At 60.7% G+C, this 24,502-nt stretch carries 18 protein-coding genes; 6 read left to right on the forward strand and 12 right to left on the reverse strand.

Going from position 1 to position 24,502, the window contains the following annotated elements; all coding sequences use genetic code 11:
* Positions 1-40: 40 nt before the first annotated feature.
* Entirely contained in the window at positions 41-2,071 is a 2,031-nt protein-coding gene (locus ACWKWE_RS01685) for a response regulator (protein WP_483849410.1), read from the reverse strand.
* Entirely contained in the window at positions 2,068-3,552 is a 1,485-nt protein-coding gene (locus tag ACWKWE_RS01690; RefSeq protein WP_483849411.1) for an ATPase domain-containing protein, read from the reverse strand. Before ACWKWE_RS01690 ends, ACWKWE_RS01685 begins: the two co-directional genes overlap by 4 nt.
* A gap of 297 nt (positions 3,553-3,849) precedes the next feature.
* On the opposite strand from ACWKWE_RS01690, the gene ACWKWE_RS01695 reads away from it, so the two are divergent.
* Both ACWKWE_RS01695 and nudC read left to right on the forward strand, forming a co-directional pair.
* A complete protein-coding gene (locus tag ACWKWE_RS01695; RefSeq protein ID WP_166595567.1) occupies positions 3,850-4,662 on the forward strand; it encodes a crotonase/enoyl-CoA hydratase family protein in 813 nt (270 codons plus the stop codon).
* 102 nt (positions 4,663-4,764) lie between these two features.
* A complete protein-coding gene (gene nudC, locus ACWKWE_RS01700) occupies positions 4,765-5,619 on the forward strand; it encodes an NAD(+) diphosphatase (RefSeq protein ID WP_483849412.1) in 855 nt (284 codons plus the stop codon).
* Here nudC and ACWKWE_RS01705 read toward each other — a convergent pair.
* The 6 genes from ACWKWE_RS01705 to ACWKWE_RS01730 form a co-directional block, all read right to left on the reverse strand.
* Positions 5,575-6,348: a TSUP family transporter gene (locus ACWKWE_RS01705; protein WP_483849413.1), complete on the reverse strand. Its 774-nt coding sequence runs from the start codon at positions 6,346-6,348 to the stop codon at positions 5,575-5,577. The two genes, nudC and ACWKWE_RS01705, sit on opposite strands and share 45 nt — an antisense overlap.
* Positions 6,349-6,538: 190 nt before the next feature.
* The gene (locus ACWKWE_RS01710; RefSeq protein WP_483849414.1) at positions 6,539-7,678 is read right to left on the reverse strand and encodes a Gfo/Idh/MocA family protein; all 1,140 of its coding nucleotides are present in this window, start codon (positions 7,676-7,678) and stop codon (positions 6,539-6,541) included.
* 386 nt (positions 7,679-8,064) lie between these two features.
* A complete protein-coding gene (locus ACWKWE_RS01715; RefSeq protein ID WP_166595527.1) occupies positions 8,065-8,832 on the reverse strand; it encodes an SDR family oxidoreductase in 768 nt (255 codons plus the stop codon).
* Positions 8,833-8,871: 39 nt separating this feature from the next.
* Positions 8,872-9,939, reverse strand: a complete 1,068-nt coding sequence (locus tag ACWKWE_RS01720) for a phosphotransferase family protein (protein WP_483849415.1) — start codon at positions 9,937-9,939, stop codon at positions 8,872-8,874.
* A 219-nt stretch (positions 9,940-10,158) separates the two neighbouring features.
* Complete coding sequence (locus tag ACWKWE_RS01725) at positions 10,159-10,473, reverse strand: SCP2 sterol-binding domain-containing protein (RefSeq protein ID WP_166595529.1); 315 nt, start codon at positions 10,471-10,473, stop codon at positions 10,159-10,161.
* Between the two features lie 57 nt (positions 10,474-10,530).
* Positions 10,531-11,241, reverse strand: coding sequence for a histidine phosphatase family protein (locus ACWKWE_RS01730; protein ID WP_483849416.1), 711 nt, complete (start codon positions 11,239-11,241; stop codon positions 10,531-10,533).
* A gap of 204 nt (positions 11,242-11,445) precedes the next feature.
* On the opposite strand from ACWKWE_RS01730, the gene sohB reads away from it, so the two are divergent.
* Positions 11,446-12,468, forward strand: a complete 1,023-nt coding sequence (sohB, locus tag ACWKWE_RS01735) for a protease SohB (RefSeq protein ID WP_166595531.1) — start codon at positions 11,446-11,448, stop codon at positions 12,466-12,468.
* Between the two features lie 215 nt (positions 12,469-12,683).
* Here the strand turns inward: sohB and ACWKWE_RS01740 are convergent, their stop codons facing one another.
* A complete protein-coding gene (locus tag ACWKWE_RS01740; protein ID WP_166595532.1) occupies positions 12,684-13,178 on the reverse strand; it encodes a DUF934 domain-containing protein in 495 nt (164 codons plus the stop codon).
* The gene (locus ACWKWE_RS01745) at positions 13,162-14,820 is read right to left on the reverse strand and encodes a nitrite/sulfite reductase (RefSeq protein WP_166595533.1); all 1,659 of its coding nucleotides are present in this window, start codon (positions 14,818-14,820) and stop codon (positions 13,162-13,164) included. Before ACWKWE_RS01745 ends, ACWKWE_RS01740 begins: the two co-directional genes overlap by 17 nt.
* A 555-nt stretch (positions 14,821-15,375) precedes the next feature.
* Between ACWKWE_RS01745 and ACWKWE_RS01750 the strand changes: the two genes are divergently transcribed.
* Positions 15,376-16,464, forward strand: coding sequence for an ABC transporter substrate-binding protein (locus ACWKWE_RS01750; protein WP_483849417.1), 1,089 nt, complete (start codon positions 15,376-15,378; stop codon positions 16,462-16,464).
* A gap of 9 nt (positions 16,465-16,473) precedes the next feature.
* On the opposite strand, the gene ACWKWE_RS01755 is transcribed toward ACWKWE_RS01750, so the two are convergent.
* Together ACWKWE_RS01755 and metH are read right to left on the reverse strand one after the other, a co-directional pair.
* On the reverse strand, positions 16,474-16,716 hold the full coding sequence (locus ACWKWE_RS01755) for a DUF2970 domain-containing protein (RefSeq protein ID WP_166595535.1): 243 nt from the start codon (positions 16,714-16,716) through the stop codon (positions 16,474-16,476).
* A gap of 90 nt (positions 16,717-16,806) precedes the next feature.
* Positions 16,807-20,517 (reverse strand): methionine synthase, encoded by a 3,711-nt coding sequence (gene metH, locus ACWKWE_RS01760; RefSeq protein WP_483849418.1) that lies wholly within the window; start codon positions 20,515-20,517, stop codon positions 16,807-16,809.
* A 173-nt stretch (positions 20,518-20,690) separates the two neighbouring features.
* On the opposite strand from metH, the gene ACWKWE_RS01765 reads away from it, so the two are divergent.
* Both ACWKWE_RS01765 and ACWKWE_RS01770 read left to right on the forward strand, forming a co-directional pair.
* On the forward strand, positions 20,691-23,006 hold the full coding sequence (locus ACWKWE_RS01765; RefSeq protein WP_483849419.1) for a fatty acid cis/trans isomerase: 2,316 nt from the start codon (positions 20,691-20,693) through the stop codon (positions 23,004-23,006).
* A 357-nt stretch (positions 23,007-23,363) separates the two neighbouring features.
* On the forward strand, positions 23,364-24,386 hold the full coding sequence (locus ACWKWE_RS01770; RefSeq protein ID WP_166595538.1) for an acyltransferase family protein: 1,023 nt from the start codon (positions 23,364-23,366) through the stop codon (positions 24,384-24,386).
* Positions 24,387-24,502: the final 116 nt, after the last annotated feature.

Genomic DNA, 24,502 nt, shown 5'->3' on the forward strand with positions numbered 1-24,502 from the left:
CGCCACTGCTCGCAAGCGGTGCTGCTACAGGCGTGACCGATCACCCCTCGATAATCTCCCGCACCTTCGCCGTCAACTGATCAAACGCAAACGGCTTGGTGATCATCTGCATCCCGTCTTCCAGAAACCCGGCTCGCGTGCCGGCGTTTTCCGCATAACCGGTGATGAACAGCACCCTGAGCTCAGGCCGCAACTGCCGTCCGATGTCCGCCAATTGGCGGCCATTCATGCCAGGCAGGCCGACGTCGCTGATCATCAGGTCGATGCGCTGGCCAGATTCGAGAATCGGCACGGCGCCCACCGCATCCGCGGCTTCCAGATACCCGTAGCCCAATTCACTCAGCACCTGGCTGACCAGCGCGCGCACGGCGGGGTCGTCTTCCACGATGAGAATGGTCTCGCCTTCGCGGGCTTCCACGGCCTTCTGATCGTCGTTCAGGTCTTCCGCGTCTTTGTCGCCATGAAAGCGCGGCAGAAACAGCTGCACCGTGGTGCCGTGGCCCACGTGGCTTTCGATGGACACGTGGCCCCGCGACTGTTTAGTGAAGCCGTAGATCATCGACAACCCCAAACCGGTGCCTTGGCCAATGGGTTTGGTGGTGAAGAACGGGTCGAATGCCCGGTTGATTACGTTTTCGGGCATGCCACAGCCGGTGTCGGTCACGCTGAGGACCACGTAATCACCGGGCAGCAGGTTTTCGTAGGCGTTGGTGAAGGTGCGGTCGAGCTTGCGGTTGAAGGTCTCGATCATCAGCATGCCGCCGTTGGGCATGGCATCCCGGGCGTTGAGCACCAGATTGAGCAGCGCGCTTTCGAGCTGGTTGGGGTCGGCCTCGGCGGTCCAGAGGGCCGGGGCAAGGCACATGTCCAGACGCACGCTTTCGTTGACGCTGCGGTGCAGCAACTCGCCCATGGAGTGGACCAGCTCGTTCATCTCCACCGGCTTCGAATCCAGTGACTGGCGACGGGAGAATGCCAGCAGACGATGGGTCAGGGCGGCGGCGCGGTTGGCCGAGGTCACGCCCAGGTCGATCAGTCCGTCGAGGTCGTCGATCCGGCCCTTGGCAATGCGGCGCCGCAACAATTCAAGGCTGCCGATGATGCCGGTGAGCATGTTGTTGAAGTCGTGGGCAATGCCGCCGGTGAGCTGGCCAACGGCCTCCATCTTCTGCGATTGGCGCAACACCTCCTCGTTGTGGCGCAGCTGGGAGGTGCGTTCTTCGACTTGCTGTTCGAGGGTTTCATTGAGCTGGCGCAGCTGGGTCTCGGCGAGCTTGCGCTCGGTAATGTCCGACGTCACGCCTGCCAGCAGGCTGACCCGGCCGTTGCGTGCGCGAAGGGCGCGGGCACGCACATCGACCCAGTGAAGCGAGTCGTCGGGCCAGACGTTACGGTATTCGATAATGAAGTCGTCGCCGGTGTCCAGGCTGCGCTGCAATGCCGACTGCATGCGCGGCTGGTCGGCGGCGTACACCGACTCCAGCCACTCGTGATACGAGAAGGGCGCGTGTTCGTCGCGCCCAAAGTGACTTTTGCTGATGTCCGAACAATCCAGTTCGAGAAACTCGGCTTCCAGTTGCCACGAGCCCAGGCGTCCGGCCTTGAGCGCGTGTTGCAAGCGTTGCTCGCTTTCCAGCAGGTCTTCCATGCGGCTGCGGGCGTCGTACTGGCGACGGCGTCCGCGCACGGCAGTGGTGACCAGACTGACCAGCGTCGCCGGATGAAACGGACGCTCCAGAAAGGTGACGTTGCCCAACAGCTTGCCGAGGCGCGAAGAGGGGTTTTGTTCCGGCCCGCCGTGGTGGGTGAGCAGCACAATGGGCAGGTCCGACCACGGCGCCTGATTGCTCAACAGGCTCAGCAAGGGGTTCAGGTCGACCCCGCGCAGCGCCTCGTCGGCGATGATGGCCAGACCTGCGCCGGAAATCATTTCCTTGCACAGACCGGTCAGGTCATGGGTGATGAGCGCCGGGAATCCTGCTTCTTGCAGGATTCTCAAGGCGATCTGACTGTCCCGGCCCCGAGGGGCCAGGATGATGGCGCGTTCCGACAGCTGTCCCGGTGTACTCACACGTCCTCGTCCCGTAACAGCGGATTGCTCTCGCCATAGTAATGGGGCACGCCGCGCAGCACGCCTTGAAAGGCTTCCAGCGGTGCGCCGATGGTCATGCCAGAGCCACTGATGCGGTATTCGCGAATGGTCGACTCATGGGTGCCGGTGCGTTTCTTGATGATCGAAATGGCGCGACGGACTTTGCCAAGCGCTTCGAAATAACGCAACAAAATCACGGTGTCGGCGAGGTAGGTAATGTCTACCGGCGCACGCATGTCACCCACCAGACCGTGTTGGGCCACCGTCATGAACGTCGAGGCGCCTTGGCGATTGAGGTAGAGCAGCAACTCGTGCATGTGCAGCACCAGCGCATTTTCTTCCGGCATCGCGGCCTGATAGCCGTTGAGGCTGTCGATCACCACCGTGCGGATGCCTTTCTCGTCCACGCTGCGGCGCACCCGGTGGGAGAACTCGCCCGGGGAGAGTTCGGCGGCGTCCACCTGCTCGATCAGCAGGTTTCCGGTCGCTTGCAAGGCCTTCAGATCGATGCCCATCTTCCTCATGCGTTCGAAAAGCAGGCCCATTTCTTCATCGAAAATGAACAGCCCGACTTTTTCACCACGGGCCACGGCGGCCGCTGCGAACACCAGCGCGATCAGCGATTTGCCGGTCCCGGCCGGCCCAAGAATCAACGTGCTGGAGCCACTGTCGATGCCGCCGCCCAGCAAGGCGTCCAGTTCGGGAATGTCGCTGCTCAGCTGCGAACTCAAGTAGCTGTTGCGGTGTTCGGCCGCGACCAGGCGCGGGAAGACGTGGATGCCGTCGGCCATGATGTTGAAGTCGTGATAGCCACCGCGGTACTTCTGCCCGCGATACTTGACCACCCGCAGGCGGCGGCGCTCGGCGCCGTAGGACGGGGTCAGTTCTTCCAGGCGAATGACACCGTGGGCCACGCTGTGCACGGTCTTGTCCAGGGATTCGGTGGTCAAGTCGTCGAGCAGGATCACCGTCGCGTCGTAGCGGGCGAAGTAGTGCTTGATCGCCAGAATCTGCCGACGGTAACGCAACGAGCTTTGCGCCAGCAGACGGATTTCAGACAGGCTGTCGATGACCACCCGCGACGGCCGCACGCGCTCGACCACTTCGAAAATCTGCTTGGTGGCTTCGCCCAGCTCAAGGTCTGACGAGTACAGCAGGCTCTGCTGATGCTCGGCGTTGAGCAGGTCTTCCGGAGGTGTGAGCTCGAACACCTCAATGTGTTCATCAAGTTCCCAGGCATGGGAGCGGGCGCCTTCGCGCAACTCACGCTCGGTCTCGGACAGCGTAATGTAAAGACAGCGTTCACCCGCCATTGCGCCTGCCAACAGAAATTGCAGCGCCACGGTGGTCTTGCCGGTTCCGGGTTCTCCTTCGAGAAGAAAGACATGGCTGCGCGAAAGACCACCCGAAAGGATGTCGTCCAGGCCCACGATGCCGGTTGCCGCTTTTGATGTAGTCAAGAATCGCCCTCTTGCGACCTAAAAAAGAGTGGGGGTCGATCAGTGATCGATGACCCTGGGCAACGGCAAACACTGCGTGATTGCGGTGCTTGGCTGCCATGTCTCTGGACCATGGCTGTACTTGGCGGTTCACTTTTTCTGGATGGCAGCATGATGTTGCGCAACGCCGGGGAGCCCGCGCCGCCCGCTTTCGAGTCCGGCAAATGGCGCAACCGAAGCCTGTTGCGTCCTGATCGTCTTGATATAGTCCGGCGTCTGGAGCTTTCACCCATCGCAGGCCATTCAAGGATCATCGCCGTGTCCGACTACAGCGCTTTCAAGGTCGAGTTGACCGACCATATCGCCCACGTGCAAATCAATCGCCCGGAAAAGATCAACGCCATGAATGCGGCATTCTGGAGCGAAATCATCGACATTTTCCAGTGGGTCGAAGACACCGATGACGTGCGCGTGGTGGTCCTCAGTGGCGCGGGCAAGCATTTCTCGTCGGGCATCGATTTGATGATGCTCGCCTCGGTCGCCAACGAGTTGGGCAAGGACGTGGGTCGCAACGCGCGCTTGCTGCGGCGCAAGATTCTGCAGATGCAGGAATCCTTCAGTGTGGTGGACCGTTGCAGCAAGCCGGTGCTGGCGGCCGTTCAGGGTTACTGCATCGGTGGCGCCATCGACCTGATCAGCGCCTGTGACATGCGCTATGCGGCGGACGACGCGCTGTTCTCCATTCGCGAGATCGACATGGGCATGGCCGCGGACGTCGGCACCCTGCAACGCCTGCCGCGTCTGATCGGCGACGGCATGATGCGGGAAATGGCCTACACCGGACGCAACGTCAACGCCGACGAAGCCCTGCGCATCGGCCTGGTCAATCGCACGTACGTCGATCAGGCGCAATTATTGGACGGTGTGTTCACCATCGCCCGCGAAATCGCCGCCAAATCCCCGATTGCCGTCAGCGGCAGCAAGCGCATGATCGGCTATATGCGCGATCACAGTGTCGATGACGGGCTTGAATACGTTGCCACCTGGAACGCTGCCATGTTGCAATCGGCAGACTTGAAGCTGGCGATGGTCGCCCACATGGGCAAGCAGAAGCCGGTTTTCGACAATTGACCGTGATTTTCAACAGGCACGCACCTGCCGCCTCTGGGCCCTGATTCTCTACGCTGAATCGGGCTGCGGGTGGCGCAGGTTGCTGGCCAGAGGAGTGTTTTCATGACGCGCCCCAGGCGTTGGACCACCGCTGTGCTCGATACTCAGGCAGCCGGCGGGTGGGCCGTGATCCACAGTGATCAGGGTTTTCTGCTCGACGACAACGGTGCGATGTTTCCCCGGGAATGGCTCAAGCGCCAGGAACTGCCATTGATCAGCGAGCACGGTATCGGCCATTTTGATGGCGAGCCGGTCTACGTTTACGCGCTTGAACACCCGGTTGAGTGGGAAGGCACGCGTTGGCAGACGCTGCGCCAATTCATGCTGGGCGACGATGCTGACCTGTTTCAGGTGCTGGGCTATGCGGCGCAAATCAGCACTTGGGCCAAAGAACATCGCTTTTGCGGAAACTGCGGCAGCCCGAACGTGCAGATTCCCGGCGAGCGTGCGATGCACTGCACCCAGTGCGATTTGCGCGCCTATCCACGCATTTCGCCGAGCATGATCGTGCTGATCACCCGGGGCGACGAAGTTCTGCTCGCCCGTTCGCCGCGCTTCGTGACGGGGGTCTACAGCACTTTGGCGGGGTTTGCGGAGCCCGGTGAGTCGGCCGAAGATTGCGTGCGTCGCGAAGTCATGGAAGAGGTGCAGATCAAGGTCAAGAACATCGAGTACAAGGGCAGCCAATGCTGGCCGTTCCCGCACTCGATGATGCTGGGCTTCCACGCCGAATACGACAGCGGCGAGATCGTGCCCCAGGTTGACGAAATCGAAGACGCGCAATGGTTCAGCATCCACGACATGCCGCCGTTGCCGGCCAGTCGTTCCATTGCGCGGTATCTGATTGATCTCTATCTGGCCAAGCGTTTGGGCCTAGTGGAACCAGTGCTGCCAGGCCAGGCGGACAGTCAGTCCTAACACAACGGTGATAAAGACAGGGCGGATGAATTTGGCGCCGCCCTGGATAGCCGTTCTTGCCCCCAGAAACGCTCCTACCATCAGCGCCGATCCCATCACCAGCCCGATGGCCCAGTCCACTGAGCCGTTGATGGCGAAGATGCTCAGCGCCGCCGCGTTGCTGACGAAGTTCATGCTGCGCGCCACGCCGCTGGCTTTCACCAAATCCACCGGGTACATCAGCAACGTGCTCACCGTCCAGAACGCGCCGGTGCCGGGGCCGGCCACGCCGTCGTAGAAACCCAGCCCCAGGCCTTGGGGAAGCTGCCACTTGGTTTTGATCGGCGCATTGCTGTCCAGAGGCGCCTTGGGCGTACCGCCGAATAACAGGTACAGGCCGCAGCCGAAGACGATCACCGGCAACATTTGATTCAGCAGCTCGGCCGGCAGGTAGTGGGCAATGACGGCCCCCACCAAAGCACCGACGGCCGTGCCGATCAGTGCGCGGGTCCACTGTCTGGGGTGAAACAGCTTGCGGCGGTAGAAGGTGAACCCGGCCGTGGCCGAGCCGAAGGTCGAGCTGAGCTTGTTGGTGCCCAACACCAGATGCGGCGGCAGGCCAACGGTGAGCAGAGCAGGGGTGGTCAGCAGGCCGCCGCCCCCGGCAATGGCATCGATGAACCCGGCCACGAAAGCGACAAGGGCTAGCACCACGAGGGTGGTGGGATCTACGGAAAGTTCGAACGGCATGGGCAGGGCTTACTGGGCAGACGGGCAGAATGGCTGCCCGGAAGCGCGGCATTCTACCGGTAAGCCAAGCGAGTTGCAGGCCGATTCCTTTGTGTCCGCCCGAATATCGGCTCTGAAATGCAGAACCCTGGGAGCGAATTCATTCGCTCACACAGGTCGGGTATGCGTTTGGTTCGTTACATCGGGCGTTTCAAATATCCGAAACCTTCACCCAACGCATCTCCTTCGCCGCCACGCGAATCGCCGTGGCCAGGCGCTCCACCTCCAGCGCCTCGGCAAAATCCGGCCCTTCATTGCCTTTGCCCGTCAGCGCTTGAATCAGCGCGTGGACTTCCAGTGTCTTCAATTCGTTGTACCCCAACTGATGCCCCGGTGCAGGGCAGAACGCTGCGTAGCCGGGTTGAGTGGGGCCCGCAAGAATTCGCTGAAATCCATCCCGCCCCGGTGCGCCTGCCCGGTACAGGCGCAGCTCATTGAGACGCTCCTGATCGAACGCCAGTGTGCCTAACGTGCCGCTGATCTCGAAACTCAGATGGTTCTTGTAGCCATGCTTGAGCCAGCTCGTGCCAAATGTACCCCGTGCGCCATTGGCGAAGCGCAGCAAGGCATAGGTCTGGTCGTCAATGGCAATGGGGCGCTGTTCCTGACTCCCTTGTGTTGCTGGCCGTTGCGCGTGGACGGTCTGCGAATCTGCGCTCACGGCTTCGACATCGCCCAACAGGTAACGCGCCATCGCGAGCAAATGGCTGCCGAGGTCCGCCAGCGCGCCACCGGCGTGGGCCTGTTCGCAGCGCCATGACCATGGCTGTTGCGGGTTACCCATGAAGTCTTCGCTGAACTCCCCCTGAAAACTGACAATCTGCCCCAGTTCGCCGCTCTGAATCATTTCGCGGGCCAAGCCGATGATCGGGTTGTGCTGGTAGTTGTAGCCGACGCGGGTCACGACCCCGGCCTTCTGCGCCGCACTGTGCATCTCGCGGGCCTGCTCGAGACTCACCGCCAGCGGCTTCTCGCAATACACCGCTTTACCGGCTTCGAGCGCGGCCATGGCCATGGGGAAATGCAGGTGGTTGGGCGTGGTGATCGCCACGAGATCGACGGCGGGGTCGCTAATCAGCTGCTGCCAGTCGGCATGGCTGCGGTCGAAGCCCCAGGACCGTGCGCACTGCTCGGCGCGGGTGGCATCGGCGTCGGCCAGTGCGGCGAGTTTGAGGTTGACGGGCAGGTCGAAGGTGGTGCGGGCATTGTGAAAGGCCAGAGCGTGTGCCCGCCCCATGAAACCTGTACCGATCAAGCCTACGCCCAGATCCGGAAGCGACGATTCGCGCATGACAGCGTCCTTGAGGGAATGTTGTTGTGCGGAAAATGTATTCGCAGATGGGGTTTGATGGAATCTTTATTCCATCAAATACACCTCAGATTCGCCTCACGAGATGACCGTCTGGGAGTTCGACACTGCCGCGAATCGCCTGGCCTGACGCTCGATCAACGGGTACATGCGCCACGGATGCATCGCCTGCCCAACCTTTTCGCGAATGAATTCGCTCCCACAGGGCGTTCGATATCGCCACAAAATGTGCGGTCTGACGCGGACTTAACTGTGGGAGCGAATTCATTCGCGAAGGCGGTTCATCCGACGTAGGTGTATCGTCTGGACGACCATTCGCGAATGAATTCGCTCCTACAGGGGATCACGGACAGGGTCGAAGGCGATGGTCAGGACAGGAACCCGCCATCGACATTCAGCGCCACGCCCGTGGTATAGCTCGACGCATCGCTGGCCAGGTACAACACGGTCCCGGCCATCTCGCTCGGGGCAGCCACGCGCTTGAGGGGGATTTGCGCCAATGCGGTTTTCAAAATGGCGTCGTTACTCACCAGCGCCGAGGCGAACTTGGTGTCGGTCAGGCCCGGCAGCAACGCGTTGCAGCGAATCCCGAACTGCGCGCATTCCTTGGCGAAGACCTTGGTCATGTTGATCACGGCTGCCTTGGTCACCGAATAGATGCCCTGGAACACCCCCGGTGAGACCCCGTTGATCGACGCCACGTTGATGATGCTGCCACCCCCGTGTTCGCGCATCAGTTTGCCCGCTTCCACCGACATGAAGAAGTAACCGCGAATGTTCACGTCCACGGTTTTCTGGAAGGCTCCGAGGTCGGTGTCCAGCACGTTGCAGAATTGCGGGTTGGTGGCCGCGTTGTTGACCAGAATGTCGAGGCGTCCGAACTCTTCACGAATGCGCGCAAAGACCCCGCTGATCTGTTCCATCTCGCCAATGTGGCAGGCAATCGCCGTGGCCTTGCCGCCGTCGGCGATGATTGCGTCAGCCACGTGCTGGCAACCGTCGAGCTTGCGACTGGAGACGATGACGTGGGCGCCTTGCTGGGCCAGCAGTTTGGCGATGGCCTCGCCGATACCACGGCTGGCGCCGGACACGAAGGCGATCTTGCCGTCGAGGTCGAACAGTTGAGTCTTGGACATATTGTCTTCCTTATCCTGTCGCGAAAGGGTTAAGCGCCATCAGAGGCTAGAGCGGTCAATCACCTGCAAGGCCATGCGTTCCAGCAGCGTGTTCATGTGAATGAACTGGGCGAAACGTTTGTCCTGAGTCTGGCCGTGGAAAAACCGGTAATAGATTTGCTGGACGATGCCTGCCAGACGGAACAGCCCGTAGGTGTAGTAAAAGTCGAAGTTATCGATGCGAATCCCGGAGCGTTCGGCGTAATACGCGACGAACTGTTCCCGGGTCAGCATGCCGGGTGCATGGCTCGGCTGGCGGCGCATCAATTGGACGGGGGCGGGATCATCGGCCTGAATCCAGTACGCCAGGCTGTTGCCCAGGTCCATCAGCGGGTCGCCCAACGTGGTCAGCTCCCAGTCGAGCACGCCGATGATCTGCATCGGGTTATCGGGGTCGAGGATCACGTTGTCGAAGCGGTAATCGTTGTGCACCAGGCTTGAGGTCGGGTGATCGGCGGGTTTCTTGTCGTCGAGCCAACGCGCGACTTTTTCCCAGCTCGGCGCATCCGGGGTGCGGGCCTTTTCATAGCGCTCGGCCCAGCCACGAATCTGCCGCTCGACATAGCCCTGCGGTTTGCCCAGATCGCCAAGGCCGCACGCCGTGTAATCCACCTGATGCAAGTCCACCAGTTTGTCGATGAAGCTTTTGCACAGCGCTTCGGTCTGCGCGGCGTCGAAGTTCAGTTCGGCAGGCAGTTCGGCGCGCAAAATGATGCCCTTGACCCGCTCCATGACGTAGAACTCGGCGCCAATCACCGATTCGTCGGTGCAGTGCACGTAAGCCTTGGGGCAGTACGGAAAGGCGTCTTTGAGCTGGTTGAGGATGCGGAATTCGCGGCCCATGTCGTGGGCGCTTTTCGCCTTGTGGCCGAACGGCGGGCGACGCAAGACGAGTTCCTGCTCGGGGTATTTCAGCAGGTAGGTCAGGTTGGACGCGCCACCGGGAAACTGGCTGATCTGCGCGGTGCCGCTCAGGCCCGGAATATGGGCCTTGAGGTACGGATCGATCAGCGCGGCGTCGAGTTCTTCGCCGGATCGAACCTGGGTGGACTGGTCGGTGAGCGCCATGCTTATCCCTGTTGTTTATTTTGGAGGGTCATGATCATTGACTAATCTAATGCGCGCGCCGCCTGCCGGACAAGCCATGGCGGGCCTTATTGGCGAGCGTGTTACGGGTCAATCAGCCGCTTTGATCCGGGTGTCCGGAAACCATGGAGCAAAAAAAACCGAAGCCCGGAAGCTTCGGTTTTCAGGATTCACATCGCAGCTCGTAGTGAAACCTGAGGTTTATGACGGGAACAGCTCGCTCAATTTCATCGCCAGCATCATGTCGCCTTCGGCGCGCAGTTTGCCGCCCATGAAGGCCTGCATGCCGTCGGTCTCGCCGCTGACGATGCCTTCCAGGGTTTCGCCGTCCATGACCAGGGTCACTTGGGCGTCAGGGTTTTCGCCTTCCTGCAGCTCGCAGGTCTTGTCCTTGACGATCAGCGAGAAGTTCTTGGTTTCGTCGATACGGAAACCGAACACCAGGTCCAGGCCCGCAGCGGCTTCCGGGTTGAACTTGGCTTTCATGGCTTGTACGGCGTCGGCTACGGAGGTCATGGGGTCATCCTTTTATATGAGTGATTGCTGGCACCTTGCGGGTGCGATTGGCCGGGCTCAGCGGTAGGTGATGAGCTCCGGCGCCTTCATCAGTTGCAGGTGCGCAAGACTGTTGAAGGAAGCCAGGGACACCTCGCGACCCCGGAATTTCAGGTGGTTGAGCGAGGTGTTGACGATTTGCCAGTTGAGTTCGAATGCCTGGGTTGCAGGTATCTGGGTGATCAGGTGGAGCAGGGCGGTGATGGTGCCCCCTGAGGTGAACACGGCGATGCGGTCGTTGTGGCTGGCGCTCTCAAGAATCCGGTCGAGGCCTGCCTTCACCTGTTCGACGAACGCCAACCAGCTTTGCAGCGCCGGGGTGTCGTGCTCGCCGCCGAGCCAGCGACCGACGATCAGCGCAAACAGGCGCTGAAACTCAGCGCGGTTGTGCGCCGCATTGCGCATGATCTCCAACGCGTGCGGCTCATCGCTCAACATCGCGGGGAGCAGGGCGCGGATCACCGCTTCGGCGTCGAATTCGTTGAAGGCAGTATCGGTTTCCAGCGGGGCCGTGGTAAGCCCTGCGGCGTCCATTTGCGCCAGCGCCGTTTCGGCGGTGTGGCGTTGACGAAACAGGTTGCCCGATAGACAGCGATCAAACGTCAGACCCAACTGCGCCAAGTGCGCGCCGAGGACTTCGGCCTGGCGATAACCGGTCGGCGACAGAACGTCATAATCGTTCGCACCAAAGGAAGCCTGGCCATGTCGTATCAGATAGATGCTGCCCACGTCCGCGTCGTCCCGGTACGTTGAAAGTGTTGGGAGGTTATGAGGACGGTGCAGGGTCTGTCAATGAAAAAACATACGCTTGTTTGAATTGGTCGATTGTCATGATCTTTGACGGTTGCGCGACTGGTCCGGCGCAAGGCACGCCGGTATGCTGGGCTCATTCGCGATCCTGTCCCGGATCAGACGTACAGGTAAGGAGTTTCTGTGGAGTTCATGTTCGATTACGCCAGCTTTCTGGCAAAGACCGTCACGGTGGTGGTCGCGATTGTCGTGGTGCTGGTCGTCATCGCGTCCATGCGCGGGCGCGGTCGTCGTGGCGGCGGTGGTCAGTTGCACGTGACTAAGCTCAATGATTTCTACAAGGGCCTGCGCGACCGCCTTGAAGGCTCGTTGCTGGACAAGGCCCGCCTGAAGGCGCTGCGCAAGGCCCAGGCCAAGGAGCAGAAGAAGGACAAGAAACAGCCGGTGGTCAAGCCACGCGTCTATGTGCTGGATTTCGACGGTGACATCAAGGCCTCGGCCACCGAGAGCATGCGCCATGAGATCACGGCACTGTTGACCCTTGCCACCGACAAGGACGAAGTAGTGCTGCGTCTGGAAAGTGGCGGCGGCATGGTGCACAGCTACGGTCTGGCGTCGTCGCAACTGGCGCGGATTCGCCAAGCGGGCATTCCGCTGACTATCTGCATCGACAAGGTCGCGGCCAGCGGCGGTTACATGATGGCCTGTATCGGCAATCGCATCATCAGCGCGCCGTTTGCGGTGCTGGGGTCCATTGGCGTGGTGGCGCAACTGCCGAACGTCAATCGCTTGCTGAAGAAGCATGACATCGACTTCGAAGTGCTGACCGCCGGTGAATACAAACGCACGCTGACGGTGTTTGGCGAAAACACCGAGAAGGGCCGCGAAAAATTCCAGCAAGACTTGGACATTACTCACGAGCTGTTCAAGAACTTCGTCGCCAGCTACCGCCCGCAATTGCAGATCGATGAAGTGGCCACCGGTGAAGTCTGGCTGGGCATGGCCGCCAAGGATAAGCAATTGGTAGATGAATTGAAGACCAGCGACGAATACCTGGCTGACAAGGCCAAGACCGCCGACGTGTTCCATTTGCACTATGCCGAGCGCAAGAGTTTGCAGGAGCGCGTGGGCCTGGCGGCCAGCGGCTCGGTGGATCGTCTGGTGACAGGTTGGTGGAGCCGGTTGATGCAGCAGCGGTTCTGGTAAGGAAAGTTCGGGCGTTCGTTTAACCCTGTGGGAGCGAATTCATTCGCGAGAGGTCGTGATGACCGACACGTCTCTGTCGGATGTACCCTCGCATCGCGAATGAATTCGCTCCCACAGATTCTTCACATGCCTCCAGATAGGCTGCGTCTGCCCCCAAAAAAGCCCCGGCTTCTCACGAAACCGGGGCTTTTTGTTGCTCGCTTTTCAGCGTCGAATCAACGACGACGGAACAGCGGCAGTGGCTCGTCAGTGGCAGCCTGGTAGGTCACGGAGAAGTCTTTCAGGCTTTCCAGCGCCTCATACGGGTCTTTGTCCGCGCGAATGGCGAAGGCATCGAAGCCGCAACGGCGCAGGTAGAACAGCTGATCGCGCAACACGTCGCCGATGGCCCGCAGTTCGCCCTTAAAGCCGTAGCGGTCGCGCAGCAGACGCGCATTGGAGTAGCTGCGGCCGTCGGTGAATGCCGGAAAGTTCAGGGCAATGACCTGGAACTGGCTGGCGTCCTCACCGATTTCCTCGGCTTCTTCGTCGGCGTCCAGCCACACGCCAAGGCCACCATCGCGGGCTTTGAGCGCATGGCCGTGGTCACGCCACAGCGCCAGCGGCACGATCAGGTCGTCGCAGTTGGACAGGCCGTCGAGGGTGGTGTCCTTCGGCAGCAGGTGCCAGGTCTCGTCGATGACTTCGTTGTTCTTAATGATTCGCTGCATAGACGCGCTCCTTGAAAGGGTCGATGCCGATACGCTGGTACGTGTCGATGAAACGCTCGTCTTCGTTGCGTTTTTCGACGTAGACGTTGATCAGCTTCTCGATCACGTCCGGCATGGCGTCCTGTGCGAACGACGGGCCAAGAATCTTGCCCAGGCTTGCGTCCCGGCTGGCACTGCCGCCGAGAGAAACCTGATAGAACTCTTCGCCTTTCTTGTCCACGCCCAGAATGCCGATATGGCCGACGTGGTGGTGGCCGCAGGCGTTCATGCAGCCGGAGATGTTCAGGTCCAGCTCACCGATGTCGAACAGGTAGTCCAGGTCGTCAAAACGGCGCTGGATGGATTCGGCGATCGGGATCGACTTGGCGTTGGCCAGCGAGCAGAAGTCACCGCCAGGGCAGCAGATGATGTCGGTCAGCAGGCCGATGTTCGGGGTCGCGAAGCCTTGCTCACGCAGCTCGCCCCACATCGCGAACAGTTGGCTCTGCTCGACGTCGGCCAGAATCACGTTCTGCTCGTGAGAGGTGCGCAGTTGGCCGAAGCTGTAGCGGTCGGCCAGGTCGGCGATGCCGTCCAGCTGCTTGTCGGTGACGTCGCCCGGCGCCACGCCGGTGGGTTTAAGCGACAGGGTCACGGCCGCGTAGCCCGGCTTTTTATGGGCCAGGACGTTACGGGTGCGCCAGCGGGCGAAACCCGGGTGCTCTTTGTCGAGCTGAGCCAGTTCCGCGCTGTGGTCAGCGAGGGCCTTGTACTCGGGGTCGACGAAGTGCTTGGCGATGCGGTGCACTTCGGCTTCGGTCAGGGTGGTCTGGCCGCCGCGCAGGTGCGCCATTTCGGCCTCGACCTTTTCAGCGAAGACTTCCGGGGTCAGGGCCTTGACCAGAATCTTGATCCGGGCCTTGTACTTGTTGTCACGACGGCCATAGCGGTTGTACACACGCAGGATGGCGTCGAGGTAGCTCAACAGGTCTTGCCACGGCAGGAATTCGTTGATGAACGCACCCACCACCGGCGTACGACCGAGGCCACCACCGACCAGTACACGGAAGCCCAGCTCGCCCGCAGCGTTCTTGATCGGCTCAAGGCCAATGTCGTGCACTTCAATGGCAGCGCGGTCGGACGTCGAACCGTTGATCGCGATCTTGAACTTGCGCGGCAGGTAGGCGAATTCCGGGTGGAAGGTCGTCCACTGACGCACGATCTCGCACCATGGGCGCGGGTCAACCAGTTCGTCAGCAGCGACGCCAGCGAATTGGTCCGTGGTGACGTTGCGCAGGCAGTTGCCGCTGGTCTGGATCGCGTGCATCTGCACGGTCGCCAGTTCGGCGAGGATGTCGGGAATGTCTTCCAGCGCGGGCCAGTTGAACTGCACGTTCTGGCGGGTGCTGATGTGCGCGTAGCCTTTGTCGTAGTCGCGGGCGATTTTCGCCAGCATCCGTGTCTGACGCGAAGTCAGTTGTCCGTAAGGCACCGCCACGCGCAGCATCGGGGCGAAGCGCTGGATGTAGAGGCCGTTTTGCAGGCGGAGCGGGCGGAACTCTTCTTCGCTGAGTTCGCCGGCCAGATAGCGGCGGGTCTGGTCGCGGAACTGCTTGACGCGGTCCTCGACGATCCGCTGATCGTACTCGTCGTATACGTACATGGTGGTCCTGTTCTCAGGCGGTTCACTGCTGTCTGGATGATCTGAGAGGCGATGCGATGCCGCCTGCATTCAGGATGTCCCGACAAATCTGCGCGCACGGTCGCGCAGCCTCAACGAGGCCGGGCGGAGGTTACCAGTTTGTGGATATGCGCAAAAGTGATGTTTGAATATAAGCAAAGAACCGAACGTGCTAAGCGCTTCGTCAGTTGCCCACAGTCCCCCTTGTGATAAGGACACGCCTCAACTTTACTCACGAGACAGCCGGGGTCAACCGTCTCCGGCGGGCTGGATCTGCAATCACCCATAAGACCGACAAGAGGCGATGCAATGAGCAACCACCACCCTAAAACTGCCAAGTCCGACAGTCATGTAGATGCCTGGGCGATTTTCTTTCTCATCGTACTCGTCGTGGGGGCCGCCGTTTTCTGGGTCAGTCACCAGTAGCGCGGACTCCGGGCTGACGCGGGGTACAACTTACCCGGCCGCTGCCGATAAGGTATAAGCAGACCTGTGCAAGGTCGTCTGCATACTTTATGGCGTTGAGGCTCGGTGTCCATGATCAGGTTTTTCAGTGGCTGCCTCATTGGCGTCGTGGGCTGGCTGTGGCTGGGCGGTGCCTGGGCCGCGTCGGTTGTGTTTCTCAATCCGGGTTCGACGCCTGATCCTTACTGGAACAGCTATTCCCGATTCATGGAGGCGGCTGCCAGTCGCCTGGGCATGGACCTGACCGTCTATTACACCGATCGCGATACGCGCACCTTGCTGACCCTCGCGCGCAACGCGTTGCAGGGCAGCCCGCGTCCGGATTATCTGGTGTTTTCCAATGAGCTGAATGTGGCGCCGGAAGTGCTGCGTCTGTCCGTGGGCAGCGGCGTGAAACTGCTGGCAGTGAACAACACGTTCACAGACGACCAACTGGCCATTCTCGGCGACCTGCACAGTCGCTACCCAGATTTCCTCGGCAGTGTGGTGGCCAACGACGAGGAGGGCGGGTATCTCGTCGCCAAGCGTTTGATTGACTCGCATCCTCCGGTGCTGCCCGGCCAGACCATCGACATGCTGGCGTTTTCCGGCACCAACAGCACGCCGGTGTCGTTGCAGCGCGAGCGCGGCCTTTATCGCGCCTTGGCCGAACACCCGGAGATACGTCTTCGGCAGATCGTCCTTGGGGGCTGGCGCCGGGACCGTGCGTATGAACAGGCGCAAGTGCTGCTCAAGCGCTACCCCAATGTGCACCTCATCTGGACGGCGAGCGATCAAATGGCGTTTGGTGTCATCGATGCTGTTCGCGAGGCGGGCAAGCAGCCTGGCAAGGACATCTGGCTCGGCACCATCAACGACTCCACGGCAGCCTTGCAAGCCTTGCTGGAAGGGCGTCTGACGGTGGTGGCGGGCGGGCATTTCACGCTGGGCGGCTGGGCGCTGGTGCTGTTGAATGATTACGATCATGCTGACCCCAAAACCCGTCAGGCCATCGGCTCATGGATCGTGCGCGCGATGCAGATCAGGGAGCGTCGCGACAGCGTGCACTTCATGCAGGCCAATGCCCGCGACGATTACGACATTGACGTGCGTGAGTTTGTCGGGGGTCACAGCCCGCCGAGCGTGACGTACCCCTTCGTGCGGCTGGAAACGTCCAACTGAGCGCCGCTATCAGTTCAGCGCGAAATACAGCACCAGTTGCACGATACCCAACAACACCAACGCGAAAATCGCCGTGAATGCCACGCCCATGATCACGAAATGCGAGGGCTTGCCATGGGTAAAGTCCCGCGCCCGATTCTTGTGGCTTTGGACGCCAAAGGCTGCCGCCATGACGCTGTGCAGCATCTGCCAGAAGGTGGGTGGTTTGGGATCTTCGGGGTGTTGAGGGGAATCGTTGGATGAGGGTTCCATGACATCCTCCTTGTATCCAAGGAGGATAGCTCACGGTCCGCGCTGCGGTATCTACGCCTTCGGCAGAAGCAGGCTTGCGCGGGAGCGACGTTACTCGTCATACCCCAAGTTCGGCGCCAGCCAGCGCTCGGTCACGCGCATTTCCTGGCCTTTGCGGGCGTTGTAGCTTTCGACCTGATCCTTGTCGACCTTGCCCACCGCAAAATACTGCGCCTGCGGGTGAGCGAAGTACCAGCCGCTGACAGCTGCCGCCGGGAACATCGCGTAGTGCTCGGTCAGGAATACACCGCTGATGCCCGGTTTACCGTCACCTTGGGTCGGGTCGAGCAGGTCGAACAGCACACCTTTCTCGGTATGGTCCGGGCACGCCGGATAACCGGGGGCAGGGCGGATGCCGACGTATTTCTCTTTGATCAGGTCTTCGTTGTCCAACTGCTCTTCAGAGGCGTAACCCCAATACTCTTTACGCACTTGCTGGTGCAGCCACTCCGCGCAGGCTTCGGCCAGACGGTCCGCCAGTGCCTTGACCATGATCGCGTTGTAGTCGTCGCCTTTGTCCTGATACGCCTTGGACACCTCTTCAGCGCCGATGCCCGCCGTGGTGATGAAACCGCCCACGTAGTCGGTCACGCCGCTGTCTTTGGGCGCTACGAAGTCGGCCAGGGAGAAGTTCGGCTTGCCGTCGGTCTTGATGATCTGCTGACGCAGGTGATGCAGCTTGGCGAGCGGCTCGCCGTTGTCGTCGAGCAACTGAATGTCGTCGTGGTCCACCTGATTCGCAGGCCAGAAACCGAACACCGCGCGGCTGCGAATCAGCTTCTCGTCAATCAGTTTGCGCAGCAGTTCCTGAGCGTCGTTGAACAGCGAGGTCGCGGCTTCACCGACCACTTCGTCGGTAAGGATGCGCGGGTATTTGCCCGCCAAGTCCCAAGAGATGAAGAACGGCGTCCAGTCGATGTAATCCACCAGCACGTTCAGGTCGATGTCTTCCAGCACCTTGACCCCGGTGAAGGTCGGCGTGTGTGGCTGGTAGGCCGCCCAGTCGAACTGCGGCTTCTTGGCGATGGCCGCGCTGTAGCTCAGGCGCTCGGTGCGGGCGCTGCGGGCCGAGGTGCGTTCGCGGACTTCGACGTATTCGGCGCGAGTCTTTTCGATGAAGCCGGCTTTCAGCTCCTTCGACAGCAACTGCGTCGCCACGCCAACGGCGCGTGAAGCATCGGTAACGTAAATCACGGCGTCATTGCTGTACTTCGGCTCGATCTTCACCGCCGTGTGCGCCTTGGACGTGGTCGCGCCGCCGATCATCAGCGGCAGGCTGAAGTTCTGACGCTGCATTTCACGGGCGACGTGGACCATTTCGTCCAGCGACGGGGTGATTAGGCCGGACAGGCCAATGATGTCGCACTTCTGTTCCTTGGCCACTTGCAGGATCTTTTCCGCTGGCACCATCACGCCGAGGTCGACGATGTCGTAGCCGTTACAGCCCAGCACCACCCCGACGATGTTCTTGCCGATGTCGTGCACGTCGCCTTTCACCGTGGCCATGAGAATCTTGCCTTTGGCTTCCGGCTTGTCGCCTTTTTCGGCTTCGATGAAAGGGATCAGGTGCGCGACTGCCTGCTTCATCACGCGGGCGGATTTCACCACCTGCGGCAGGAACATCTTGCCCGAGCCGAACAGGTCGCCGACCACGTTCATGCCCGCCATCAGCGGGCCTTCGATCACTTCGATGGGCCGTGCAAACGACTGGCGCGACAGCTCGGTGTCTTCGACGATGTGGGTGGTGATGCCCTTGACCAGCGCGTGCTTGAGGCGTTCGTTGACCTCCCAGCCGCGCCACTCTTCGGTTTCGGCTTCTTTCACCGAACCGTCGCCCTTGAACTCGTCGGCGATGGCCAGCAGCTTTTCAGTGCCTTCCTCATTGACGTTAAGGACCACGTTTTCCACCGCTTCACGCAGCTTGACCGGGATCTCGTCGTAGATTTCCAGCTGACCAGCGTTAACGATGCCCATGGTCAGGCCGTTGCGGATCGCGTGCAGCAGGAACACCGAGTGAATAGCCTCGCGCACCGGGTTGTTGCCCCGGAACGAGAACGACACGTTGGACACGCCACCCGAAGTCAACGCATACGGCAGCTCGTCGCGGATGTAGGCGCAGGCATTGATGAAATCAACCGCGTAGTTGTTGTGCTCTTCGATGCCGGTGGCGATGGCGAAGATGTTCGGGTCGAAGATGATGTCTTCCGGCGGGAAGCCGACTTCGTTGACCAGAATGTCGTAGGAGCGTTTGCAGATTTCTTTCTTGCGCGCTTCGGTGTCGGCCTGACCGGCTTCGTCGAACGCCATCACCACCACCGCGGCGCCATAGCGCTTGCACAGCTTGGCGTGATGGATGAACTGCTCGACGCCTTCTTTCATGCTGATCGAGTTGACGATGCCCTTGCCCTGAATGCACTTCAGGCCAGCCTCGATCACTTCCCATTTCGAGGAGTCGATCATGATCGGCACGCGGGAGATGTCCGGCTCGCCTGCGATCAGGTTGAGGAAGGTCACCATGGCCTTCTTCGAGTCCAGCATGCCTTCGTCCATGTTGATGTCGATCACCTGGGCACCGGCTTCGACCTGTTGCAGGGCGACTTCGAGCGCTTCGGTGTAGTTGTCTTCACGGATCAGGCGGGCGAAACGGGCGGAACCGGTGATGTTGGTGCGCTCGCCGACGTTGACGAACAGCGAGCTGCGATCAATGGTGAACGGCTCCAGGCCCGAGAGGCGGCAGGCTTTTGGAATCTCCGGAATGACACGCGGCGGGTACTTGGACACCGCGTTGGCGATGGCCTTGATGTGCGCCGGGGTAGTGCCGCAGCAGCCGCCAACGATGTTGAGGAAACCGCTCTGGGCGAACTCTTCGACCACCTTGGCCATCTCGGCAGGCGACTCGTCGTATTCGCCGAATTCGTTTGGCAGACCAGCGTTCGGGTGCGCGGAAACCTGGGTTTCGGCCTTGTTCGACAGTTCTTCCAGGTACGGGCGCAGTTCGCTGGCGCCCAACGCGCAGTTCAGGCCCACGGAAATCGGCTTGGCGTGGCGCACCGAGTTCCAGAACGCTTCAGTGGTCTGGCCCGACAGGGTGCGGCCCGAGGCGTCGGTGATGGTGCCGGAAATCATGATCGGCAGTTCGAAGCCGATTTCATCGAACACGCCTTGCACGGCAAAGATCGCGGCCTTGGCGTTCAGGGTGTCGAAGATGGTTTCGATGAGGATCAGGTCCGCGCCGCCTTCGATCAGGCCTTTGGTGGCCTCGGTGTAGTTCTCCACCAGTTCATCGAAGGTGACGTTGCGGTAGCCGGGGTTGTTGACGTCGGGCGACAGCGAGCAGGTGCGGCTGGTCGGGCCGAGCACGCCCGCGACGAAACGCGGCTTGTCCGGGGTTTCCAGGGTCTTGGCATCGGCGACCTTGCGGGCCAGGCGTGCGCCTTCGACGTTCAGCTCGTAGACCAGCGCTTCCATGCCGTAGTCGGCCTGGGACACTTGAGTGGCGTTGAAGGTGTTGGTTTCGAGAATGTCCGCGCCCGCGTCGAGGTATTCCTTCTCGATGGCGCCGATCACGTCCGGGCGGGTCAGGACCAGCAGGTCGTTGTTGCCCTTGACGTCGCTCGGCCAGTCAGCGAAGCGCTTGCCCCGGTAGTCTTCTTCCTCCAGCCGATAGCTCTGGATCATGGTGCCCATGCCGCCATCGAGAATCAGAATGCGTTCCTTGAGAGCTTGTTGAAGTGCTTGAAGACGCGCGTTGCGATCTGACATTGGCTTACCCGGACGAAGAAATACGAAAAAAAGGGGACGCTGAAAGGTGCGAAATAATAGCAAACCTGTACGGTTTTAAACCGTCGCAGGATTTAGATGAATTCTGCTCATGTTGATGGCGGCTCGCCACGGGTAGAATCGTCGCAGGTTTTTTCTATCAGGACGTCCGTTCCATGTTGCATCGCGTGTTCGCCACGGTGTTGGCCCTTCTGTTATGCGGTGCGGCGTTCGCGCAATCACCTCTTCCGCCGTCTTCTGTTCCCCATCCCGCCATTTCCTACAGCCGGGACATCCAGCCGATCTTCACCGAGAAATGCGTGGCCTGCCATGCTTGCAACGACGCGGCCTGCCAGTTGAACCTGGGCAGCGGGGAAGGGGTGTTGCGCGGGGCGTCCAAGGTGCCCGTGTATCAGGGCGAGCGCAGTCAGGCGATTGCACCGACGCGGATTTTCTACGACGCCGAAGGCCCTGACGCCTGGCGCAAGAAAGGCTTCTATTCGGTGCTGGACGGTCAGAGCAATCAGGCGGCGTTGCTGTCGAAGATGCTCGAATTCGGCCACAGCGCGCCGCTGGTCCCCAATGCCAAGCTGCCGGACGACATCGTGCTGGGGCTTAATCGCGAGAACATGTGCCCATTGCCTCAGGAGTTCGACGGCTACGCCAAGTCGCACCCTGGGCAGGGCATGCCACTGGCGGTCACCGGCCTGAGCGACGCGCAGTACACCACGTTGCAAACCTGGCTAGCCCAGGGCGCGCCGGTCGAGCAAACCCCGGTGCAGCCGAGCGCAGGCGAGGCGGCGGAAATCACCGAGTGGGAAAACCTGTTCAACCGGCCCGGTTCGACCGAGGCGCTGGTGGCCCGCTGGCTGTACGAGCACCTGTTCCTGGCCCACGTCTATTTCACTGACGGCGAGCAGGGGCATTTCTTCCAGTGGGTGCGTTCACGGACGCCAAGCGGCCAGCCGGTGGACCTCATCGCTACCCGTCGCCCCGATGACGATCCGGGCACCACCTTCTATTACCGCCTGATGCCCATTCAGGGCGTCATCGTGCACAAAACCCACATCACCTACCCGATGGGGCCGCAGAAACTGGCGCGGGTGAAGCAGCTGTTTTACAGCGGCGACTGGCACGCCACGCAGCTGCCGGGCTATGGCCCTCAGCGTCGGGCCAACCCCTTCGACACGTTCAAGGAAATCCCGGCCGTGGCGCGTTACCAGTTCATGCTGGATAACGCCGAATACTTCGTGCGCACCTTCATTCGCGGGCCTGTCTGTCGGGGTCAGATCGCCACCGACGTGATTCGCGACCATTTCTGGGCGCTGTTCCAGGAACCGGCCCATGACCGCTACATCACCGATGCGGTGTATCGCGGCAAGGCCACGCCGTTGCTGGCGATGCCGGGGCAGAACGACGACGTCGGCAGCGTGTTGAGCCTGTGGCACGACTACCGCAACAAGCGCAACGCCTATGAAGACCTGCGCAGCGACGCCTACGCGCACATGCCGCCACCGGGCTGGGCGACGCTGTGGGCGGGCAACGACAATGCCTTGCTCACGATTTTCCGTCACTTCGACAGCGCCACCGTTAACAAGGGCCTCATCGGCGACCTGCCGACCACGGTCTGGCTGTTCGACTACCCGCTGCTGGAGCGCACCTATTACCAGTTGGTGGTCAACTTCGACGTCTACGGCAACGTGTCCCATCAGGTGCAGACCCGTCTGTACTTCGATCTGATCCGCAACGGTGCCGAGGTTAACTTCCTGCGTCTGATGCCGGCCGACAAGCGCGACGACATTCTCGGAAGTTGGTATCAGGACAGCGGCAAAGTGAAGATGTGGCTGGATTATCAGGCCATCGACGACGACACGCCGACCGGCCTGAAGCTGGACGAAAAAGATCCCAAGCGCGACTTCGAACGCAAGCTGATCGAGCGGGCAGGGACGTTGAACGCTGCCCCTGATCCGATCAACCGCTGCACCGGCGCGTATTGCTCGCGTCCGGGTCTAGGGCCGGTGTTCAGCGATGTGGAGCAGTCGTTGAGCCGCTTGGTGTCGCGTCCGGCGGCCGGGTTGCGGGTCATTGATCAACTGCCGGAAGCGACGATGCTGCGGATTCAGGACGGAAACGGCAAACGCGTCGTCTACAGCCTGCTGCGCAACCGCGCCCACAGCAACGTCGCGTTCCTGCTCGGCGAAGCGTACCGCTACCAGCCGGGGCTGGACACGCTGACGATCTACCCGGGTGTGTTGAGCAGCTACCCGAATTTCATCTTCAACATCCCGGCCAACGAAGTGAACGCGTTCGTCGACGCAATGGAGCAGGCCCGCGAGCACAAGACAGCTTTCGAGAAGATCGTCGAGCGGTGGGGCGTGCGCCGCAGCCATCCGCTGTTCTGGACCTACTTCCATGACCTGGACCGCTACATTCAGGAGACCGAACCGCGTGAGGCGGGGGTGTTGGACATGAACCGGTATGAGAATCTGTGATACGCGGAATGTCGGCAGAACCTGACACCCCGCGATCACTTGTGGGAGCGAATTCATTCGCGAGGCGATGTTTCAGGCGATGGAGATGTATCGCCTGTCTCAGTCATCCGTCCGAGCGCCCGGAATGAATTCGTTCCTACAATTTTGTGCATGACGCAACCTCCGCCCCGTTCCCGTGAGTGCAGGGCGAAACCCAAAAACCCTTATAAAACATGGCCTGCAGCCATTATGCAGCCCGTCAGTCCTGCCGAACCTTTTTGCAAATGACGCAGTCGGACCCCGTAAGCCGTTCCTTCATCGTGGGCGTTTTTAATGTCCAGGGGCGTGGGTCAAACCCGAGCAAGCAAGAGGTTATAGATGTTGATTTCGGTTCAAGCCCTGCGCGCACTCGCCGCGTGGGTCGTTGTGTGTCACCACTTCATGCAGATTTTCTTCGACTTTCATCCCAGCGGCCCGGTCGGCCGGTTTTTCACTGAAAAAGGCGCCGTCGGCGTCGACATCTTCTTCGTCATCAGCGGTCTGGTGATTTACCTCTCGACGGTGGACAAAGACATTCCCGTCCGCCGCTTCATGCTTAACCGCATCATCCGCATCGTCCCTGCTTATTGGCTCTACACGCTGGTCATGGGCTTGCTGGTCGTCGTCGCGCATCCGCTGCTGCCGCACCAGGTGGTCGACTGGCAAAGCTTCATTCTGTCGCTGATGTTCATCCCCTCGGAAAACCCTGGCGGCTATGGGCTGTATCCGACGCTGAACGTGGGTTGGACGCTGAATTACGAGATGCTGTTCTACGTGCTGTTTTCGATGGTCTTCCTGTTTCAGCAGCGTTTGCGTCCGCTGATCATCGCCGCCGCGCTGTTTGCAGTAACCGACGTGCTGGGCCGCTCCGGCCTGATCAGCCGGTTCTATGCCAACGACATCGTCTACGAATTTCTGCTCGGGATCGGCATTGGCGTCATCTACCGCCGTGGCTGGATCACCGAGCGTCTGTGGTTGCCGTTGATGGCGATTGGCGGGGCGCTGCTGACGATCAAGCAGTTGCCGCCAGACGTGCGCATCATCAATTGGGGCCTGCCGAGCGCGGTCATCGTTGTGGCGTGCATTTCCCTCGAACCCTACCTGCGCGGCAGTCGTTTGCTGAAAACCATGGGCGATTGTTCGTATTCGGTGTACCTGCTGCACGTGCTGGTGCTGTACGGCGGCTGGCTGGCGACCGAGCGTTTCGGGCTGAACCCGTATGCAGCATTCGCGGTGTGCGTGCCGGTCATCGCGTTGGGTGCGTGGCTCAGTTACGAGTGGATCGAGAAGGGCTTGTATCGCCGGATGAAGGGCTGGCTGGACAGTCGCCGGGCGCTCAAGGAGGCGGCTGCGTTGTCGTGAAGGGCGGCGTGACGGGCGGGATGAAAATGGCTCGCAGGTGCATTACCTGACCGATTTACTAGGACTTTGTCAGTTGCCGTGGAATGGCGTAAACTCCGTCCCACGTCTGCGAGGAA

This window comes from Pseudomonas salicis (genome assembly GCF_057128705.1).

Bases quoted from the DNA above. Each gene is read 5' to 3' on its own strand.
- ACWKWE_RS01710 (WP_483849414.1), bottom strand. From the start codon at position 7,678: ATGCGCGAATCGTCGCTTCCGGATCTGGGCGTAGGCTTGATCGGTACA.
- ACWKWE_RS01705 (WP_483849413.1), bottom strand. From the start codon at position 6,348: ATGCCGTTCGAACTTTCCGTAGATCCCACCACCCTCGTGGTGCTAGCC.
- ACWKWE_RS01750 (WP_483849417.1), top strand. From the start codon at position 15,376: ATGATCAGGTTTTTCAGTGGCTGCCTCATTGGCGTCGTGGGCTGGCTG.
- ACWKWE_RS01755 (WP_166595535.1), bottom strand. From the start codon at position 16,716: ATGGAACCCTCATCCAACGATTCCCCTCAACACCCCGAAGATCCCAAA.
- ACWKWE_RS01720 (WP_483849415.1), bottom strand. From the start codon at position 9,939: ATGGCGCTCACCGACCAGTCCACCCAGGTTCGATCCGGCGAAGAACTC.
- ACWKWE_RS01770 (WP_166595538.1), top strand. From the start codon at position 23,364: ATGTTGATTTCGGTTCAAGCCCTGCGCGCACTCGCCGCGTGGGTCGTT.
- ACWKWE_RS01745 (WP_166595533.1), bottom strand. From the start codon at position 14,820: ATGTACGTATACGACGAGTACGATCAGCGGATCGTCGAGGACCGCGTC.
- ACWKWE_RS01740 (WP_166595532.1), bottom strand. From the start codon at position 13,178: ATGCAGCGAATCATTAAGAACAACGAAGTCATCGACGAGACCTGGCAC.
- ACWKWE_RS01765 (WP_483849419.1), top strand. From the start codon at position 20,691: ATGTTGCATCGCGTGTTCGCCACGGTGTTGGCCCTTCTGTTATGCGGT.
- ACWKWE_RS01715 (WP_166595527.1), bottom strand. From the start codon at position 8,832: ATGTCCAAGACTCAACTGTTCGACCTCGACGGCAAGATCGCCTTCGTG.
- metH (WP_483849418.1), bottom strand. From the start codon at position 20,517: ATGTCAGATCGCAACGCGCGTCTTCAAGCACTTCAACAAGCTCTCAAG.
- nudC (WP_483849412.1), top strand. From the start codon at position 4,765: ATGACGCGCCCCAGGCGTTGGACCACCGCTGTGCTCGATACTCAGGCA.
- ACWKWE_RS01725 (WP_166595529.1), bottom strand. From the start codon at position 10,473: ATGACCTCCGTAGCCGACGCCGTACAAGCCATGAAAGCCAAGTTCAAC.